This is a genomic window from Mycolicibacterium celeriflavum (genome assembly GCF_010731795.1).
GTDB classification, from domain to species: Bacteria; Actinomycetota; Actinomycetes; order Mycobacteriales; family Mycobacteriaceae; genus Mycobacterium; species Mycobacterium celeriflavum.
Genome location: NZ_AP022591.1, coordinates 4,387,539 through 4,405,079, shown reverse-complemented (window position 1 = coordinate 4,405,079; position 17,541 = coordinate 4,387,539). Strand labels below are relative to the sequence as shown.

The following is a 17,541-nucleotide window of genomic DNA, read 5'->3' as shown; positions in this document are numbered from 1 at the left end:
GCCACGGGGCTACTCGGCGGGCGCGTGTCGGGGCACGCTGCGCTCGGGGGAAACTTCCAGCGTGGGCCGCCCCGGCAGCACCACGTGCACCGACGTGCCCGGTGGATTGCCGCCGGGCACGGTGTCCTCGATGCGCAGCGAACCACCGTGCTTGAGCACAACCTGTTTGACGATCGCCAACCCGAGGCCCGAGCCGGACATCGACCGCGCCGTCGTCGACCGGTAGAAGCGCTCGAACACCAGCGACCGCTCCTGAGGCGGAATGCCGGGGCCGTAGTCGGAGACGACCAACTCGGCGTACATGGGATCGACCTGGTGCAGGCGCACCACCACCCGGCCGCCCGGCGGGCTCCACTTCGCGGCGTTGTCGAGCAGGTTGAGCACGGCGCGACCCAACCCCGCCTCGTCGCCGTAGACGACCCACGAAGTAGTCGCCGTCTCGAAGTCGATGTCGTTGCGGCGGCGGCGAACTCGTTCCAGCGACCGGTCCACGATCTCGGCGACGTCGACCGATTCATGCACGGTGACGCTCGCGTCGTCGCGCGTCAGGTCAACCAGATCGCCGACCAATGTCGACAGTTCCTCGATCTGGGCGATCACGTCGGCGCGCAGATCCGCCATCTCCTCCTCCGGCAACCGCGGCGCACCGGGGGCCATCGACGCCATCAGCAGTTCGACATTGGTGCGCAACGACGTCAGCGGTGTGCGCAGTTCGTGCCCGGCATCGGTGACCAGGCGGGCTTGGCGTTCCCGGGACTCCGCCAGCGCACGCAACATCATGTTGAACGCCTCGGTGAGGCGGGCGAGTTCGTCGCTGCCGAACACCGGAATCGGCCGCAGGTCGTCGGTGCGCGCCACCCGTTCGGCGGCTTCGGTCAACCGTGCCACGGGTCGCAGGCCCGCACGCGCGACAGCACCACCGGCGATGGCGGCCACCGCAACACCGACTCCGCCGACGATCATCAGCACCGTGCTGAGGCGCCGGAGCAGTTGTGCGGTCGGCACCATGCTCTTGGAGATCAACAGTGAGCTGTCGTTGGACAGATGCATCGCCAGCACCCGCTGATGGTCGGCCGTGCGCAGCGACATGATCAGGTCTCCGCGCAGCACCGCCTTCTCGGGTTCGCCCAGCGGCAGCGTCTGCCCCTGCTGGTTGGCCGTGAAGATGGCCCGGCCGGGGATCACCAGCATCGCGTTGACGTCCGAGTACGCGGTGCCCTCGATCGCCTTGCTCGGGTCGGCCTGCAGCGATCCGCTCTCGATCAGCAGACGGGCCCGGGTGCGCAGTTGGTTGTCGACGTCGTCGTAGAGCGCGCGGGACACCACCGCCCAAACCGCCACCGCCATCAGCACCACGACCATCGCCACCATCGACATCGCCAGCAGCATCACGCGCCACCGCAGCGACACCGAACTCGTTCTCGACTGCGGATAACGCGAATCAGGTTGGGGGGCAGACCCGTAACTCGGTGCGGACATCAGGGAGGCGTTTCGCGCAGCACATAACCCACCCCGCGCACGGTGTGGATCAGTCGCGGCTCTCCTTCGGCTTCGGTCTTGCGGCGCAAATAGCCGACGTACACCTCGAGGGCGTTGCCGGAGGTCGGGAAGTCGAATCCCCACACCTCTTCGAGGATGCGACTGCGGGTAAGCACCCGGCGGGGGTTGGCGATGAGCATCTCGAGCAGCGCGAACTCGGTGCGGGTCAGGCTGATCGGGCGTTGACCCCGGGTGACCTCGCGGGTGACGGGGTCGAGCGAAAGATCGGAGAACGTCATGGCGGCCGACTCGGCGCCGTCGTCTTCGGGCCCGGTGCGGCGCAGCAGCGCCCGCATGCGAGCCAGGAGTTCCTCGAGGGCGAACGGCTTCGGTAGGTAGTCGTCGGCACCGGCATCGAGGCCCGCGACGCGCTCGGAGACCGAGTCCCGCGCCGTCAACACCAGGATCGGCAGGTCGTCGCCGGTGCTACGCAACTGGCGACACACCTCGAGGCCGTCCAACCGCGGCATCATCACATCGAGCACCAGGGCGTCGGGCCGATCACTGGCGATCAGGTCCAGTGCCTCGACGCCGTCCTGAGCCAGTTCGACGGAGTAACCGTTGAAGGAGAGCGAACGGCGCAGCGACTCGCGCACCGCGCGGTCATCATCAACGACAAGAATGCGCACAGCCACAGTGTCGCCCCCCTCTCTGAGAGTGACCTGAGAGGTGCGCCGCCGGCGCGGCCGGCAATGGAGCCAGAGCGCTAGCGGCGGTCGAGGTCGATCAGGCCCAGGCGGGCGGCTTTGAGCAGCCGACGCGGCACCTTGTGCTGCTGGCCGGCGACGTTCACGCCGACCAGTTCGGTGCGCTTGGCCTTCCACTGCGCACGCCGGCTACGGGTGTTCGCGCGCGACATCCTGCGCTTGGGCACAGCCATGATCGGGTCTCCTCTTGCGGGGTTGAGTGCGTGCGCCACGCGGGGGTGCAGCGTCGGCGATTGCCCTTCAGGATAGCCAACGACCTGCGTAGCCTCCAAAACAGCGATTCTGCGGCCAACTCGTGTGGCTGATGCCTTGACGCGATACCGCCGGTACCCGCTAACCTACCGGTTGGTTGAGGGCCCGTAACGAAGGGAGCCTGCGTGACCTCCCCTGTTTCTGAGCCGCCTCTGCAGTCGTCCGGTCCGGTGCGCGTCGGCAACTGCTCGGGCTTCTACGGCGACCGGCTGGCGGCGATGCGGGAGATGCTGACCGGCGGCGACCTGGACTACCTCACCGGCGACTACCTGGCCGAGCTGACCATGCTGATCCTGGCCCGCGACCGCGCCAAGGACCCGGCCCGAGGATACGCCAAGACGTTCCTGACCCAGCTGGAGGAGTGCCTCGGGCTGGCGCTGGACCGCGGTGTGCGGATCGTGGCCAACGCCGGCGGACTCAACCCCGCCGGGCTGGCCGACGCGGTGCGAGCACTGGCCGACCGGCTGGGACTCTCGGTCAACGTCGCGCACGTGGAGGGTGACGACCTACTCGGGCGCGCCGACGAGTTCGGGTTCGGCTCGGTGCTGGCGGCCAACGCCTATCTCGGCGGGTGGGGCATCGTCGAGTGCCTCGACGCGGGGGCCGACGTGGTGGTGACCGGCCGGGTGACCGACGCGTCGGTGATCGTCGGGCCGGCCGCGGCGCACCACGGCTGGCGCCCCACCGACTACGACCAACTCGCCGGCGCCGTCGCGGCCGGCCACGTCATCGAGTGCAGTGCACAGGCCACCGGCGGCAACTACGCCTTCTTCGCCCGGGACTTTCCCGACCTGACGACGTTGACCCATCCGGGCTTTCCGCTCGCCGAGATCCACTTCGACGGCACCTCGGTCATCACCAAGCACCCGGGCACCGGCGGGGCGGTCACCGTCGACACGGTCACCGCGCAACTGCTGTACGAAATCGGCGGCGCGCGGTATGCCAACCCGGACGCGACACTGCGGGTGGACAGCATCGAATTGTCCGGCGACGGCCAGGACCGGGTGCGGATCTCCGGGGTGCGCGGCGAGCCGCCGCCGCCGACGTTGAAGGTCTCGCTCAACAGCATCGGCGGTTTCCGCAACGAGATGACGCTGGTCCTCACCGGCCTCGACATCGAGGCGAAGGCGGAGCTGGTGCGACGCCAGCTGGAGAGCAGCCTGACGGTAAAGCCCGCCGAGATGGAGTGGACGCTGGCGCGCACCGACCACACCGACGCCGACACCGAAGAAGCGGCGAGCGCACTGTTGCGGTGCGTGGTCCGCGACCTCGACCCGGCCAACGTCGGACGCCAGTTCTCGTCGGCAGCAGTCGAATTGGCGTTGGCGAGTTATCCCGGTTTCCACGCCACCAGCCCGCCGGGGCAGGGTCAGGTGTACGGCGTGTTCAGACCCGCGTTCGTCGCGGCCACCGAGGTGCCGCATGTGGCCGTGCATGCCGACGGCGCCCGTGTCGAGATCCCGCCCGCCGCCGAGACGATGGAGCTGGCGCCGGTGCCGCCGTCCGTGTCACCTGAGCCGTTTCCGGCCGGGGAGACGCGGCGGCTACCGCTGGGCACCATCGCGGGCGCCCGCAGCGGCGACAAGGGCGGCAGCGCCAACGTCGGCGTCTGGGTGCGCACCGACGAGCAGTGGCGGTGGCTGGCGCACGTGTTGACCGTCGAAAAGCTGCGCGAATTGCTGCCGGAGACCGCCGATCTCACCGTCACCCGGCACCTGCTGCCCAATCTGCGGGCAGTGAACTTCGTCATCGAGGACATCCTCGGCGAGGGTGTCGCTTATCAGGCCCGCTTCGATCCCCAGGCCAAGGGGCTCGGCGAATGGCTGCGCAGCCGGACCGTCGACATACCTGTCGAATTTTGTTCAGACATACCTGTCGAATTCTGTTCAGACATACCCGAGGAACTTCTATGAGCATCTGGCACAACTCGGAACGCGAGCAACTGCGAAAGACGGTGCGGGCGTTCGCCGAACGCGAAATCCTCCCGCATGTCGACGAGTGGGAGCGTACCGGCGACCTGCCCCGGGAACTGCACCGCAAAGCCGGCGAGGCCGGCCTCCTCGGCGCCGGCTTCCCGGAAGCGGTCGGCGGTGGCGGCGGCGACGGCGCCGACGCGGTGGTCATCTGCGAGGAGATGCATCACGCCGGCGCCCCCGGCGGGGTGTTCGCGTCCCTGTTCACGTGCGGAATCGCGGTGCCGCACATGATCGCATCCGGTGACGAGCGGCTGATCGACACCTACGTCCGCCCGACTCTGCGCGGCGAGAAGATCGGCAGCCTCGCGATCACCGAACCGGGCGGCGGTTCGGACGTCGGACACCTGACCACCAAGGCGGAGCGCGACGGTGATCACTACATCATCAACGGCGCCAAGACCTACATCACCTCCGGCGTGCGCGCCGACTACGTGGTGACCGCGGCACGTACCGGCGGGCCCGGTGCCGCGGGCGTTTCGCTGATCGTGGTGGACAAGGACACACCCGGATTCGAGGTCACCCGCAAACTCGACAAGATGGGCTGGCGGTCATCGGACACCGCCGAACTGTCTTACACCGACGTCCGCGTACCTGCCGCCAATCTGGTCGGCGCGGAGAACACCGGCTTCATCCAGATCGCGGGGGCGTTCGTCTCCGAGCGCGTCGGCCTTGCCGCGCAGGCCTATTCGAGCGCACAGCGCTGCCTCGACCTGACCGTCGAATGGTGCCGCAACCGCGAGACCTTCGGCCGACCGCTGATCTCGCGCCAGCAGGTGCAGAACACGCTGGCCGAGATGGCGCGCCGCATCGACGTCGCGCGGGTCTACACCCGCCATGTCGTGGAACGACAGCTTGCGGGCGAGACGAACCTGATTGCCGAAGTCTGCTTTGCCAAGAACACCGCCGTCGAGGCCGGCGAATGGGTGGCCAACCAGGCGGTGCAGTTGTTCGGCGGAATGGGATACATGTCGGAGTCCGAGGTCGAACGTCAGTACCGTGACATGCGCATTCTCGGAATCGGCGGCGGCACAACCGAGATCCTCACCTCATTGGCCGCCAAGACGTTGGGATTTCAATCGTGACCGCACTGCACTCCACGCTCGACGCAGCGTCACCCGGCTACGGCGAGGCGGCGTCCGCGATGGCCGCCAAGCTCACCGAGCTCGAGGCCGAGCACGCCAAGGCGCTGGCCGGCGGCGGGTCGAAATATGTCCAGCGGCACCACGACCGCGGCAAGCTCACCGCCCGTGAACGCATCGAGCTGCTGCTCGACCCCGACTCGCCGTTCCTGGAGTTGAGCCCGCTCGCCGCGTGGGGCAGCGACTTCACCGTCGGCGCCAGCGTGGTGGTCGGCATCGGGGCGGTCGAAGGAGTCGAGTGCCTGATCGTCGCGAACGATCCCACGGTCAAGGGCGGCACCAGCAACCCGTGGACGCTGAAGAAGATTCTGCGCGCCAACCAGATCGCGCTGCAGAACCGGCTGCCGGTGATCTCGTTGGTGGAGTCCGGCGGCGCCGACCTGCCGACGCAGAAGGAGATCTTCATCCCGGGCGGCCAGATGTTCCGCGACCTCACCCGGCTCTCGGCGGCGGGCATCCCGACCATCGCGCTGGTGTTCGGCAACTCGACGGCCGGCGGCGCCTACATTCCCGGCATGTCCGACCACGTCGTGATGATCAAGGAACGCTCGAAGGTGTTCCTGGCCGGCCCGCCGCTGGTGAAGATGGCCACCGGCGAGGACGCGGACGACGAGTCTCTCGGCGGTGCCGAAATGCACGCCCGCACTTCCGGTCTGGCCGACTACTTCGCGATCGACGAACCCGACGCGGTCCGGATCGGACGGCGCATCGTGGCGCGGCTGAACTGGCACAAGCAGGGACCGGCGCCGGCACCGGTCGTCGAGCCGCTCTGCGACGCCGAGGAACTGCTGGGCATCGTTCCTGCCGATCTGCGCATTCCGTTCGATCCGCGCGACGTCATCGCCCGTGTGGTCGACGGCTCGGAATTCGACGAGTTCAAGCCGATGTACGGCTCGTCGCTGGTGACCGGCTGGGCGCGGCTGTACGGCTATCCGATCGGCATCCTGGCCAACGCACGCGGGGTGCTATTCAGTGAGGAGTCGCAGAAGGCCACCCAGTTCATCCAGCTGGCCAACCGCTCCGACACTCCATTGGTGTTCCTGCACAACACCACCGGTTACATGGTCGGCCGCAAGTACGAGGAAGGCGGCATGATCAAACACGGCTCGATGATGATCAACGCCGTCTCGAACTCGACGGTGCCGCACATCTCGCTGCTGATCGGCGCGTCCTACGGCGCCGGCCATTACGGGATGTGCGGGCGGGCCTACGATCCGCGGTTCCTGTTCGCGTGGCCCAGCGCCAAGTCCGCAGTGATGGGCGGTGCGCAGTTGGCGGGCGTGCTGTCGATCGTCAGCCGCGCCGCCGCCGAAGCCCGCGGCCAGGCGTTCGACGAGGAGGGCGACGCGGCACTGCGGGCCGCGGTGGAGGCGCAGATCGAGGCCGAGTCACTGCCGATGTTCCTGTCCGGGCGTCTCTACGACGACGGTGTGATCGACCCGCGCGACACCCGCACGGTCCTCGGAATGTGTCTGTCCGCCATCGCCAATGGCCCGATCGAGGGGACGTCGAACTTCGGCGTCTTCCGGATGTGAGTCGCGATGAGCGCTTGCGCGAAGAGCAGAGAGCATGAGCATGATCTCTAAAGTTTTGGTGGCCAACCGCGGCGAGATCGCCCGGCGGGTGTTCGAGACGTGCCGGCGGGTCGGTATCGGCACCGTCGCGGTCTACACCGATCCCGACGCGCAGTCGCCCCACGTCGACGAGGCCGACGCGCGGGTCCGCCTACAGGGCCGCAACGGATATCTCGATACCGGGCAGTTGATCGCGGCGGCGAAGGCCGCGGATGCCGACGCGATCCATCCCGGGTACGGCTTCCTCTCGGAGAACGCGGAATTCGCCGCCGCGGTCACCGACGCCGGGCTGACGTGGATCGGACCGCCGGTGGCCGCGGTCGCCGCGATGGGGTCGAAGATCGAGGCCAAGAAGCTGATGGCCGCTGCCGGCGTTCCGGTGCTCGACGAGCTCGACCCCGAGACTGTCACCGCCGATCAGCTACCGGTGCTGATCAAGGCGTCGGCGGGCGGTGGTGGCCGCGGCATGCGGGTGGTGCGGGAACTGGCCGAACTTCCCGGCCAGGTTGAGGCGGCTCGCCGCGAGGCGCAGTCGGCCTTCGGTGACCCGACGGTGTTCTGCGAGCGCTACCTGGCCACCGGTCATCACGTCGAGGTGCAGGTGCTCGCCGACGAACACGGCACCGTCTGGGCGGTCGGCGAGCGCGAATGCTCGATTCAGCGCCGCCATCAGAAGATCATCGAGGAGGCGCCGTCGCCGCTCGTCGAGCGCACTGCGGGCATGCGCGCCAAGCTGTTCGACGCCGCGCGGTTGGCAGCTACCGCGATCGACTACACCGGCGCGGGCACCGTCGAGTTCATGGCGGACCACAACGGTGACTTCTATTTCCTCGAGATGAACACCCGGCTTCAGGTCGAGCACCCGGTCACGGAGGAGACGACCGGACTGGATCTCGTCGAGCTGCAACTTCTCGTCGCCGACGGTGGTCGGCTCGACGCCGAACCGCCGCCGTCACGCGGGTACTCGATCGAGGCCCGGCTCTACGCCGAGGACCCGGCCAAGGGGTGGCAGCCGCAGGCCGGCACCGTGCACCGGTTCGAGGTGCCTGCGAACGTGCGCGTCGACTCCGGCGTCGTCGCGGGCTCGGAGGTGTCGATCTTCTACGACCCGATGCTGGCCAAGGTCATCTCGTATGCGCCGGGCAGGCGCCAAGCCGCCGCGGTGCTTGCGGACGCGCTGACCAGCGCCCGTATTCACGGCGTGCGCACCAACCGCGACCTGCTCGTCAACGTGCTGCGGCATCCGGCGTTTCTCGACGGCGCCACCGACACCGCGTTCTTCGACACCCACGGCCTCGCCGAACTCGCGGCGCCGCTGACCGGCGACTCGGCAGTGGCGTTGTCCGCGATCGCCGCCGCGCTGGCCGACGCCGCGCACAACCGCGGTACCGCAAGGGTTTTCACGGCCGCACCCAGCGGCTGGCGCAATCTGGCGGCGGGCCACCAGACGAAGCGGTACGCAGACGCGACGGGCGCCGAGCATGAGGTGCGTTACCGGTTCACCCGCGGCGGCCTCGACCTGCCCGGCCACGACGGCGTCTCGCTGGTGTCGGCCGGTCCGGCACAGGTGGTGCTGCGGGTCGACGGCGTGGACCGGCCGTTCGACGTTGCCCGCTACGGCCCCGATCTCCAGGCCGTGTTCGTCGACTCGCCGCTGGGCCCCGTGCAATTCACCGCGCTGCCTCGCTTCGGCGATCCCGACGCCGCGGTCGCCCTCGGCTCGCTGCTGGCGCCGATGCCCGGCTCGGTCCTGCGGACCGGCGCGGCGGTCGGCGACGCGGTCACCGCCGGCCAACCGCTGGTATGGCTGGAGGCGATGAAGATGGAGCACACCGTGACCGCCCCAGCCGACGGCGTGCTCACCGAACTCAACGTCGAACCCGGCCAGCAGGTCGATGTCGGATTCGTATTAGCCCGAGTACTCGACCGAGCAGACATCGAAGGAGACCAGCAATGAGCAGTTTCATCGAGACCGAAGAGCAGCAGGCGCTGCGCAAGGCGGTGGCCGCGATGGCGGCCAACTACGGCCAGGACTACTACCTGGAGAAGGCCCGCGCCGGCCAGCACACCGACGAGTTGTGGTCCGAGGCAGGCAAACTCGGCTTCATCGGGGTCAACCTGCCCGAGGAGTACGGCGGCGGCGGCGCCGGCATGTACGAGCTGTCGCTGGTGATGGAGGAGATGGCCGCGGCGGGCTCGGCGCTGCTGATGATGGTGGTCTCACCGGCGATCAACGGCACGATCATCTCCAAGTTCGGCACCGAGGAGCAGAAGAAGCGCTGGCTGCCGGGCATCGCCGACGGCACCATCACGATGGCGTTCGCGATCACCGAACCCGACGCGGGGTCCAACAGCCACCGCATCACCACCACCGCGCGCCGCGACGGCAGCGACTGGATCATCAACGGCCAGAAGGTGTTCATCTCCGGCGTCGACCAAGCGCAGGCAGTGCTCGTGGTGGGCCGCACCGAAGACCATAAAACCGGCAACCTCAAGCCCGCGTTGTTCATCGTGCCGACCGACACGAAGGGCTTGAGCGCGACGAAGATCGACATGGAATTGGTCAGTCCGGAGAGCCAGTTCCAGGTCTTCCTCGACGAAGTGCGATTGCCCGCCGATGCACTGGTCGGCTCCGAGGACGCGGCGATAGCGCAGTTGTTCGCCGGGCTGAACCCCGAGCGGATCATGGGTGCCGCCAGCGCGGTCGGCATGGGCCGGTTCGCGATCAACAAGGCCGTCGACTACGTCAAGACCCGGCAGGTGTGGAAGACACCGATCGGCGCGCACCAGGGCCTATCGCATCCGTTGGCGCAGAACCACATCGAGATCGAGCTGGCCAAGCTGATGATGCAGAAGGCGGCGTCGCTCTACGATACCGGCGACGACGTGGGCGCCGCCGAGGCGGCGAACATGGCCAAGTACGCCGCCGGCGAGGCGTCGGTGCGCGCGGTCGACCAGGCCGTGCAGTCGATGGGCGGCAACGGGCTGACCAAGGAGTACGGCATCGCCGCCGCGGTGACCGTGTCGAAGCTCGCCCGCATCGCGCCGGTCAGCCGGGAGATGATCCTCAACTTCGTCGCGCAGACCTCGCTCGGGCTGCCCCGGTCGTACTGATGAGCGCACTCGTCGGTTTCGCGGTCGACGGGCCGGTCGCCCGGCTCACCCTCGACTCGCCGGACAACCGCAACGCGTTGTCCACCGCGCTGGTCGAGCAATTGCACCAGGGTCTCACCGACGCCGTCGCCGACCCGGGGGTGCGGGCAGTGGTGCTCGGCCACAGCGGTGGAACGTTCTGTGCCGGTGCCGATCTCGCTGAAGCCGCGGGTCGGGATCCCGGCGAGCTCGCCGTCGACCGCGCCCATGAGATGACCCGGCTGCTTCGCCGCATCCTCGAGCTGCCGATCCCGGTGGTGGGCGCCATCGACGGGCACGTCCGAGCCGGTGGGCTCGGCCTGGTCGGTGCCTGCGACATCGTGGTGGCAGGCCCGCAGAGCACGTTCGCGTTGACCGAGGCCCGAATCGGCGTTGCCCCGTCGATCATCTCGCTCACCCTGCTGCCGAGGATGACCAGTCGTGCGGCCGCGCGCTACTTCGTCACCGGGGAGAAGTTCGGCGCAGCCGTGGCCGCCGAAATCGGCCTGATCACGATCGCCGCCGATGACGTCGACGCCAGCGTCGCCGCGCTCACCACGGCGATCGGCAAGGCCTCGCCGCAGGGTCTGGCCGCGTCGAAAGCCTTGACCACTGCATCGATTCTGGCGAGTTTCGACCGTCAGGCCGATGAGCTCACCACGCAGTCGGCCGAACTGTTCGTCTCTGAGGAGGCGCGTGAAGGCATGATGGCGTTCCTGGAGAAGCGCGAGCCGAAGTGGGTTCGGACCGCTCGCCCTTAGGGAACGGCGGGCTGCTCGGAAGGCTGCTGCGGGGCTGACGGATTCGACCGCCCGCGGTTGCGCCATCTGGACTTGAGCTGCCTCGGCAGTCGCTCGACGACGTCCCACGGCACAAACGCGAGATACAGCACGAACATCGCCAGGCTGAAGAATCCGACATTCAGGTTGACCATGATCGTCAGGTGCATCAGCACACCGGCCAGAAGCACCCAGAACCGCCAGCGTCGACTCCAGACCAGAACTGCGAGCGCCAACTCGATCAGCAAAGTGCTCCACGTCAGGACATTGACCAGAATGGCGTTGGCGGACAACCATTCTGGCGCGGTCAGCAGCGCCCATCTGCCGTCGGTGTGCCATGCGTAGTAGACCGCCGAACCCTCCACCCAGGGTTTGCCCGCCAGCTTCGCCTGGACGGTCGCCAGGTAGATGATCGACAACTGGATCTGCAGCAGCCGAACGGGCCACACTTGCCGGGTTTCTGCAGTCCAGAACCTTCCGGTACGGCGCCGCTGGTCCATCGACAACGCCGCGCCGCACGATGAGAGCACCAGAATCAGGGCGACGACGGTGAGGATGGCGTCACCGGCATTGAAATAAGGGGCGCCGCGCCGCAGGAACGACTGAAGCAGGATGAACACCAGGATCGCCGCGACGCGACTGTGCCAGCCCACCGTCATCGCGATGGCCGACACCAGCAGCAGCCCCCATCCGATCACAAGCGCGGTGTCGCCGGGCCAGACCTCGAACACACTCCACTGGAAGTCGACCCGCGGATGCTCGGGCAGAACACCCTGATTCCCGAACACCTGAAGCAGATCGGGCAGCAGCGCGATGGTCCAGGCGATGACGACGACCCCGAAACCCATCCGGACCAGGCCCAGCGTGTAGGCCGGCGCAGACGTGAAGAAGAAGGCGCACCAGCGGTCGACGGACGCGCCGACCCCGGCCCGGAGCCGATCGGACACGGTCATCGGGGGCCCGCCAGATTCTCTTGGTACAGCAGCTTCGTGGCGGTCGGGCGCCGATTCCCCGAAGGCGGATCGTCGGGTGCCCGCAACGTTTCGGTCCGAAGGACCATGGTGACGCCGAGGGGATGTTCGTTCGGCTTGCTGACCTGGCGGACCACCCAGTGCGCGAGCTGCGGCCGGAACTTGGAGTCGAGCACGGCGGCATACCTGAGCAGTAACCAGCGATCCCACCAGCCGACGCCGCTCGCGCCGGGCTCAAACGTCCACACCCGGACCTCGCCGCCGGCGAAGCGGACCTGAACCTCGACCGTGTCTTGCCGCCTGGTCGGGTTGGCGTACATCGCCCAACTCTGGTCGAGACCCGTGGGCACCGCGACCGGTTCGACGACCGGCAGCAGGCTGCGCTTGATCGGCGAATCAGGCAGGTTGCACACGATGCCCACGAGGAGGAAGAGCACGATGAAGCCGCTCACCACCGCCTTGCCCACCGGCGAGTCCTCGAAGCGCTGCTGAATCAACGTCACCCACCCTTGCTCAGCGTCGCAAACACCCTAGTTCACGTAAGTGTCGGCGCCATGGCGTCGCATCGTGGCCGTCGACCAAGCGGTCTATTCTGAGGACCTTCAACCGTCAAGCGGTCGAGGAGGAGCTGATGTCGCGCACGGTCCTCGTCACTGGCGCAACGGGCACGCTGGGGCATCGCGTCGTTCCAGAAGCGGTCGGGGCAGGGCATCAGGTCCGGGCCTTGAGCCGCAAGAGCCACGTCGGATACACCGGTGTGAACTGGGTTCAGGCCGACCTGTTGAGCGGCGCCGGGCTCGACGCGGCGGTTGACGGGGTGGACGTCGTGGTCAACTGCGCGACGCAGCCCACCGGCGACAAGGACGTCACCGCCATGCACAACCTCGTCGAGGCGGCGCAGCGAGCGGGCGTCGCGCACATCGTGCACGTGTCGATCGTCGGCATCGACCTGATCCCGCTGCCGTACTACCGCGCGAAGTTGCGCGCCGAACAAGTCCTCGACGCATCGGGCGTCGGCCACACGGTGCTGCGCGCGACGCAGTTCCACGAGCTGATCCGCACCATTTTCGCGCTTCAGCGGTACTCCCCCGTGCTGTGGGCGCTGCGCGGCGTGCGGTTCCAACCGATCGCCACCACCGACGTCGCGGGACGGCTGGTGGAGCTGGTCGACACCGAACCCGCCGGGCGGGCGCCGGACATCGGCGGTCCCGCGGTGCACACCCATGCCGAGTTGGCGCGCATGTACCTGACGGCGCACCGAAGCCGTCGGCGAGCCGTTGCCGCGCCGCTGCCGGGACACATCGGGGTGGCGCTGCGGTCGGGTGCCAACCTGGTTCCGCAGAACCCGATGGGCACCGTCGGCTTTGCTGAGTTCCTGACGTCCGGGCGATAAGTTTGGTCATCTACCTTCTTCGCCGTGGCGCGTCAGGGCACAGTTTGGACAATGGTCTTGCGTGTGCCACGGTTCGTCGTAGGCTCGTATCCGATGAGCACTCCAGCGTCGCGGAACGGTTCGATGCGAGCTGCTGACACCGACCGCATCCAGGTGGCGCAGCTGCTCACTGATGCCGCCGCGCAGGGCCGCCTTCAACTCAACGAATATGAGGACCGCCTGGCCAGGGCATACGCGGCGCAAACGAACGACGAGCTCGACCGGCTGTCGGCCGACCTGCCCGGCGCAGTCACCCGGGGACGCAGCGGCGGCCCGTGTCGGCCCGCGCCGTCGACGATGCTGCTGGCGATCATGAGCGGATTCGAACGCCGCGGCCGCTGGAATGTGCCGAGGCGGATGACCACGTTCGCTCTCTTCGGCGGCGGGGTCATCGATTTGCGGTACGCCGACTTCACCTCGCCGGAGGTGGAAATCCATTCGTACTCGATCTTCGGCGGCCAGACGATCCTGGTGCCGCCGGAGGTCAACGTCGACCTGCGCGGTGTCGGGGTGATGGGCACCTTCGACCAGGCAGTGGAGGGCGACGGCTCACCGGGGGCGCCGTGCGTGTGTATCCGCGGCTTCTCGCTGTGGGGCCGCGTTGCCATCAAGCGCAAGAAGCGCAAGGCCGCCTAGCTGACCGCCGTCGCTAGCGTCTCCGGCGCGACCGCAGGTAGTCGCCGACCACGGCCGCACCGAGACCGTCGAGATCGGGCACCACGACCCGGCCCTCGACGCGACGCGCGACTTGGTCGATGAACCGCGCCAAACCGGGATCGTCGCCCAACCGGAAGATCGTCACCTGCGCGCCGAGCGCGGCGACCTCGTCGAAACCCTTGACCGTGTGCGCGATGGTCCGCGGATGCGGCGGATAGTCAAAGAACACCGCTGAACCGCCGTCGTCGGCGTGGTGCTCCAGGTGCGCGGTCGGCTCACCGTCGGTGACGACGAGCACCACCGGCTGGGCGTTGGGATGACGGCGCAAATGCCGCCCGGCGAGCGCCAGCGCGTGGTGCAGGTTGGTGCCCTGCTCGTACACCCCTTCCAGCCCGGTGAGTTCGGCGGCGCTGACGGTGCGCGCGTAGCGGCCGAAGGCGATGATCTGCAGGGCATCCGAGCGGAACCGGGTGCTGACGAGGTGGTTGAGCGCCAGCGCTGTGCGCTTCATCGGCAGCCACCGATTTTCCATCACCATCGAGAACGAGGTGTCAACCAACAACGCGACCGCCGCCTGCGTGCGGGTCTCGGTCTCGGAGATCTCGACGTCTTCGACCGTGATGCGAATCGGGCGTTCGGCCACCCCGGTCCCCGCTTGGCGCAGCACCGCGTTGGTGAGGGTCCGTGTGACATTCCACGGTTCGGTGTCGCCGAAGGCCCACGGCCGCGTCGCCCCTGTCAGCTCCCCCGCCGCGCCGGCCCGGCGGGTGTCCCGCTCACCGTGCCTGCCTGAAAGCTGTTGTGCCACATCGCGCAGCGCCGTCTGGCCGAGCTGGCGCATCGCCTTGGGGGAGAGCCGCCACTGGCCGTCGGACCCGCGGTTCAGGAAGCCCTGATCCATCAGCGCCCGTTCGAGCTCCGTCAGCGTGCGCGCGTCGACGGCGGCGTCCTCCCCCAGCTGGCGGGCCAGCATGTCGAGGTCGACGTCCTCCATCGTCGCGCCGGCATAGCTCTGCGAGAGAGCCTCGGCGAGCTGCTCCAGTTCGGCGATGTCGGCCATCGCCTGGGCGCCCTCTCCCATGCCCAGCGGATTGTCGCCGGAGAACTCCGACGACCCGGTCCAATCCTCCCCCGGCCGCGCCGCCTGCAGGTGAGCGTCCAACCGGTTCAGCGCGTTCATCAACGACGGCGAGCCGAACGCCTGTTGCGCCAGCGCGTCCAATTCGGCCCGTTGGTCGGCGCTCAAACTGTTGCGGAAGCGCTGCGCGGCCGCGGCGCGCTGGGCCAGCGAGTCCAGCAACTCGTCGACGTTGCGCGGGTTCTCCGGGAAGAACTCGCCGTGCTTGTTCATGAAGTCTTGAAAATCCTGTTGGGTGTCTTCACCTTTGGAGTGCTTGTCCAACAGGTCGTTGAGGTCGTCGAGCATCTCGTTGACGCGCTGGCGGTCCTCGTCGGTGGCGTTCTCCAGCGCCTGCTTCATGCCCGCGAACCGCTGGTCGAGCATCTCGCGGCCGAGCAGATCCTTGATCTGCTCGTACTTCTCGCGGGCCTCCTGCGAGCGCCAGTCGTAGTCCGACAGCTCCTGCACGGCCTTGGCCGGTGACGGCGGCAACGACTCGATGCGCATCTCGTTGAACCTGGCGTCGTCGTCGAGCGCGCGGGCCAGTTCCTTGCGCTCGGCCAGCACCGCCTCGTCGAGCAGCTTCTTGATCTCGGCCAGCGTGCCGTCGAGGTTGTTGCGCAACAAGAGTTCTCGACGGCGACGGTTGGCCTCGGCGGCGAGTTTGTCGGCACCGCGCATGTTCTTGGTGCCGCGGCGCATCAATTCCGACAGCGCGCGTCGCGGCGAGCTGCCCTCCATCACGTCCTGGCCGATCTGCTCGAGCGCCTCGCGCAGATCGATCGGTGGCGCCAGCGGGTCGGGGCCGCCGGTGTATCGCGAATACCGCGAAGTCCGTTTAGCCATATACGGTTTCGCCTTCTCCGGACACCTTGTCGATTCGCTTGGCCAGGTACAGCGCCTCGAGCGCCAGTTCGACGGCCGCGGCCCGCTGACCGTCCGTCACCGCGCCGAGCCGCTTCTGGATCTCGGCGATCGCCGGCACTTCGGGCACCGCGGCCAGCACCTCGCGCGCCGAGACTCGTTCACCGGTGGTGACCGCGGAGCCGTTCTCGATCGCCACCACCAGCGGTCCGACGTCGATGCCGCCGAGCAGTCGCTGTGCGGTGTCGGCGGTGGCGCGCCGCAGCAGGTGTTCGAGCACCGCCTGTTCGCGGCCCTCCTCGCCGGATTCGAACTCGAGCTTGCCGCGCAGCACGTCGACCACCGAGGACAGGTCGACCACGCGCGCCACCGGCTCCTGCTCGCCGAGGACGGCCGACCGATGGCGGGCGGACGCGGCGGCGGTTTCGGCGGCGGCGATCGCGAAGCGGGCCGACACCCCCGAGCGCTGGTCGATCGACCGTGACTCGCGCAGATAGCGGGCGAACCTTGCGAGCACGTGCACCAGGTACTCGGGCACCTCGGCGGCCAGGTGCGCCTCCTGCCTGATGACGCCGACTTCCGCGTCGAGCTCGCGCGGGTAGTGGGTTCGGATCTCCGCGCCGAACCGGTCCTTCAGCGGCGTGATGATCCGGCCGCGGTTGGTGTAGTCCTCCGGGTTGGCACTGGCGACGACGAGCACGTCGAGCGGCAGCCGCAGCGTGTAGCCGCGGACCTGGATGTCGCGCTCCTCCATCACGTTGAGCATCGACACCTGGATGCGCTCGGCCAGGTCGGGCAGCTCGTTGATCGCGACGATGCCCCGGTGCGCCCGCGGAATCAGGCCGTAGGCGATGGTTTCCGGGTCGCCGAGGCTGCGGCCCTCGGCCACCTTGATCGGGTCGATGTCGCCGACCAGGTCGGCCACGCTGGTGTCCGGGGTGGCCAGCTTCTCGGTGTAGCGCTCGCTGCGGTGCCGCCAGGCGATGGGCAGGTCGTCGCCGCTGTCGGCGGCCCGGCGGATCGACTCGGGAGTGATCGGGCTGTACGGATGCTCACCCAGCTCCGAGCCGGCGATCACGGGGGTCCACTCGTCGAGCAGGCCGGCCAGGGCGCGCAGCAGCCGAGTCTTGCCCTGACCGCGTTCGCCGAGCAGCACGACGTCGTGGCCGGCGATGAGCGCTCGCTCCAGTTGCGGAATGACGGTGTCCTCGAAGCCGAAGATGCCCGGCCACGGGTTGCGGCCCTCCGCCAGCGCGGCCAGCAGGTTCTCCCGGATTTCGGCTTTGACGCCCCGCTCGCGATGGCCGGACGCGCTCAGTTCGCCGACGGTGCGGGGTAGATCTTGGGGTTGAGTCACGATCTCCACGCTACGACTTGCTGCGCGATGGTGCGTGTTTGC

15 protein-coding genes are annotated in these 17,541 nt (G+C 68.2%); 8 read left to right on the top strand and 7 right to left on the bottom strand.

Annotated features, from left to right (window positions below; translation table 11 throughout):
* Positions 1-9: 9 nt before the first annotated feature.
* The 3 genes from G6N18_RS21110 to rpmF all read right to left on the bottom strand — a co-directional run bounded on the left by G6N18_RS21110 (position 10) and on the right by rpmF (position 2,419).
* Positions 10-1,479 (bottom strand): HAMP domain-containing sensor histidine kinase, encoded by a 1,470-nt coding sequence (locus G6N18_RS21110; RefSeq protein ID WP_083004559.1) that lies wholly within the window; start codon positions 1,477-1,479, stop codon positions 10-12.
* On the bottom strand, positions 1,479-2,168 hold the full coding sequence (gene mprA / locus G6N18_RS21105; protein ID WP_059165988.1) for a two-component system response regulator MprA: 690 nt from the start codon (positions 2,166-2,168) through the stop codon (positions 1,479-1,481). The genes G6N18_RS21110 and mprA overlap by 1 nt, the downstream gene beginning before the upstream one ends.
* Before the next feature lie 77 nt (positions 2,169-2,245).
* Positions 2,246-2,419, bottom strand: coding sequence for a 50S ribosomal protein L32 (gene rpmF, locus G6N18_RS21100; RefSeq protein ID WP_064350598.1), 174 nt, complete (start codon positions 2,417-2,419; stop codon positions 2,246-2,248).
* A 297-nt stretch (positions 2,420-2,716) separates the two neighbouring features.
* Between rpmF and G6N18_RS21095 the strand changes: the two genes are divergently transcribed.
* The 6 genes from G6N18_RS21095 to G6N18_RS21070 are packed head-to-tail and all read left to right on the top strand — an operon-like array spanning position 2,717 to position 11,080.
* Entirely contained in the window at positions 2,717-4,411 is a 1,695-nt protein-coding gene (locus G6N18_RS21095; RefSeq protein WP_234806205.1) for an acyclic terpene utilization AtuA family protein, read from the top strand.
* Positions 4,408-5,556, top strand: a complete 1,149-nt coding sequence (locus G6N18_RS21090) for an acyl-CoA dehydrogenase family protein (RefSeq protein WP_083004565.1) — start codon at positions 4,408-4,410, stop codon at positions 5,554-5,556. Before G6N18_RS21095 ends, G6N18_RS21090 begins: the two co-directional genes overlap by 4 nt.
* Positions 5,553-7,148 (top strand): acyl-CoA carboxylase subunit beta, encoded by a 1,596-nt coding sequence (locus G6N18_RS21085; protein WP_083004568.1) that lies wholly within the window; start codon positions 5,553-5,555, stop codon positions 7,146-7,148. The genes G6N18_RS21090 and G6N18_RS21085 overlap by 4 nt, the downstream gene beginning before the upstream one ends.
* A gap of 40 nt (positions 7,149-7,188) precedes the next feature.
* Entirely contained in the window at positions 7,189-9,144 is a 1,956-nt protein-coding gene (locus G6N18_RS21080; protein ID WP_163690021.1) for an ATP-binding protein, read from the top strand.
* A complete protein-coding gene (locus tag G6N18_RS21075) occupies positions 9,141-10,301 on the top strand; it encodes an acyl-CoA dehydrogenase family protein (protein ID WP_083002535.1) in 1,161 nt (386 codons plus the stop codon). The genes G6N18_RS21080 and G6N18_RS21075 overlap by 4 nt, the downstream gene beginning before the upstream one ends.
* Positions 10,301-11,080, top strand: coding sequence for an enoyl-CoA hydratase family protein (locus tag G6N18_RS21070; protein WP_083002532.1), 780 nt, complete (start codon positions 10,301-10,303; stop codon positions 11,078-11,080). Before G6N18_RS21075 ends, G6N18_RS21070 begins: the two co-directional genes overlap by 1 nt.
* On the opposite strand, the gene G6N18_RS21065 is transcribed toward G6N18_RS21070, so the two are convergent.
* Both G6N18_RS21065 and G6N18_RS21060 read right to left on the bottom strand, forming a co-directional pair.
* Positions 11,077-12,051, bottom strand: coding sequence for an HTTM domain-containing protein (locus tag G6N18_RS21065; protein ID WP_083002528.1), 975 nt, complete (start codon positions 12,049-12,051; stop codon positions 11,077-11,079). The two genes, G6N18_RS21070 and G6N18_RS21065, sit on opposite strands and share 4 nt — an antisense overlap.
* Entirely contained in the window at positions 12,048-12,572 is a 525-nt protein-coding gene (locus G6N18_RS21060) for a hypothetical protein (RefSeq protein ID WP_083002525.1), read from the bottom strand. Before G6N18_RS21060 ends, G6N18_RS21065 begins: the two co-directional genes overlap by 4 nt.
* Positions 12,573-12,700: 128 nt before the next feature.
* Here G6N18_RS21060 and G6N18_RS21055 point away from each other — a divergent pair, with 128 nt between their 5' ends.
* Both G6N18_RS21055 and G6N18_RS21050 read left to right on the top strand, forming a co-directional pair.
* The gene (locus tag G6N18_RS21055) at positions 12,701-13,462 is read left to right on the top strand and encodes an SDR family oxidoreductase (RefSeq protein ID WP_163689964.1); all 762 of its coding nucleotides are present in this window, start codon (positions 12,701-12,703) and stop codon (positions 13,460-13,462) included.
* 93 nt (positions 13,463-13,555) lie between these two features.
* Entirely contained in the window at positions 13,556-14,137 is a 582-nt protein-coding gene (locus G6N18_RS21050; RefSeq protein ID WP_067219989.1) for a DUF1707 SHOCT-like domain-containing protein, read from the top strand.
* A 13-nt stretch (positions 14,138-14,150) separates the two neighbouring features.
* Here the strand turns inward: G6N18_RS21050 and G6N18_RS21045 are convergent, their stop codons facing one another.
* Positions 14,151-16,124 carry a vWA domain-containing protein gene (locus G6N18_RS21045; RefSeq protein WP_083002518.1) on the bottom strand — a complete coding sequence of 658 codons (1,974 nt, stop codon included), beginning with the start codon at positions 16,122-16,124 and terminating at the stop codon, positions 14,151-14,153.
* Positions 16,117-17,499: a sigma 54-interacting transcriptional regulator gene (locus tag G6N18_RS21040; RefSeq protein ID WP_083002567.1), complete on the bottom strand. Its 1,383-nt coding sequence runs from the start codon at positions 17,497-17,499 to the stop codon at positions 16,117-16,119. Before G6N18_RS21040 ends, G6N18_RS21045 begins: the two co-directional genes overlap by 8 nt.
* Between the last annotated feature and the right edge of the window lie 42 nt (positions 17,500-17,541).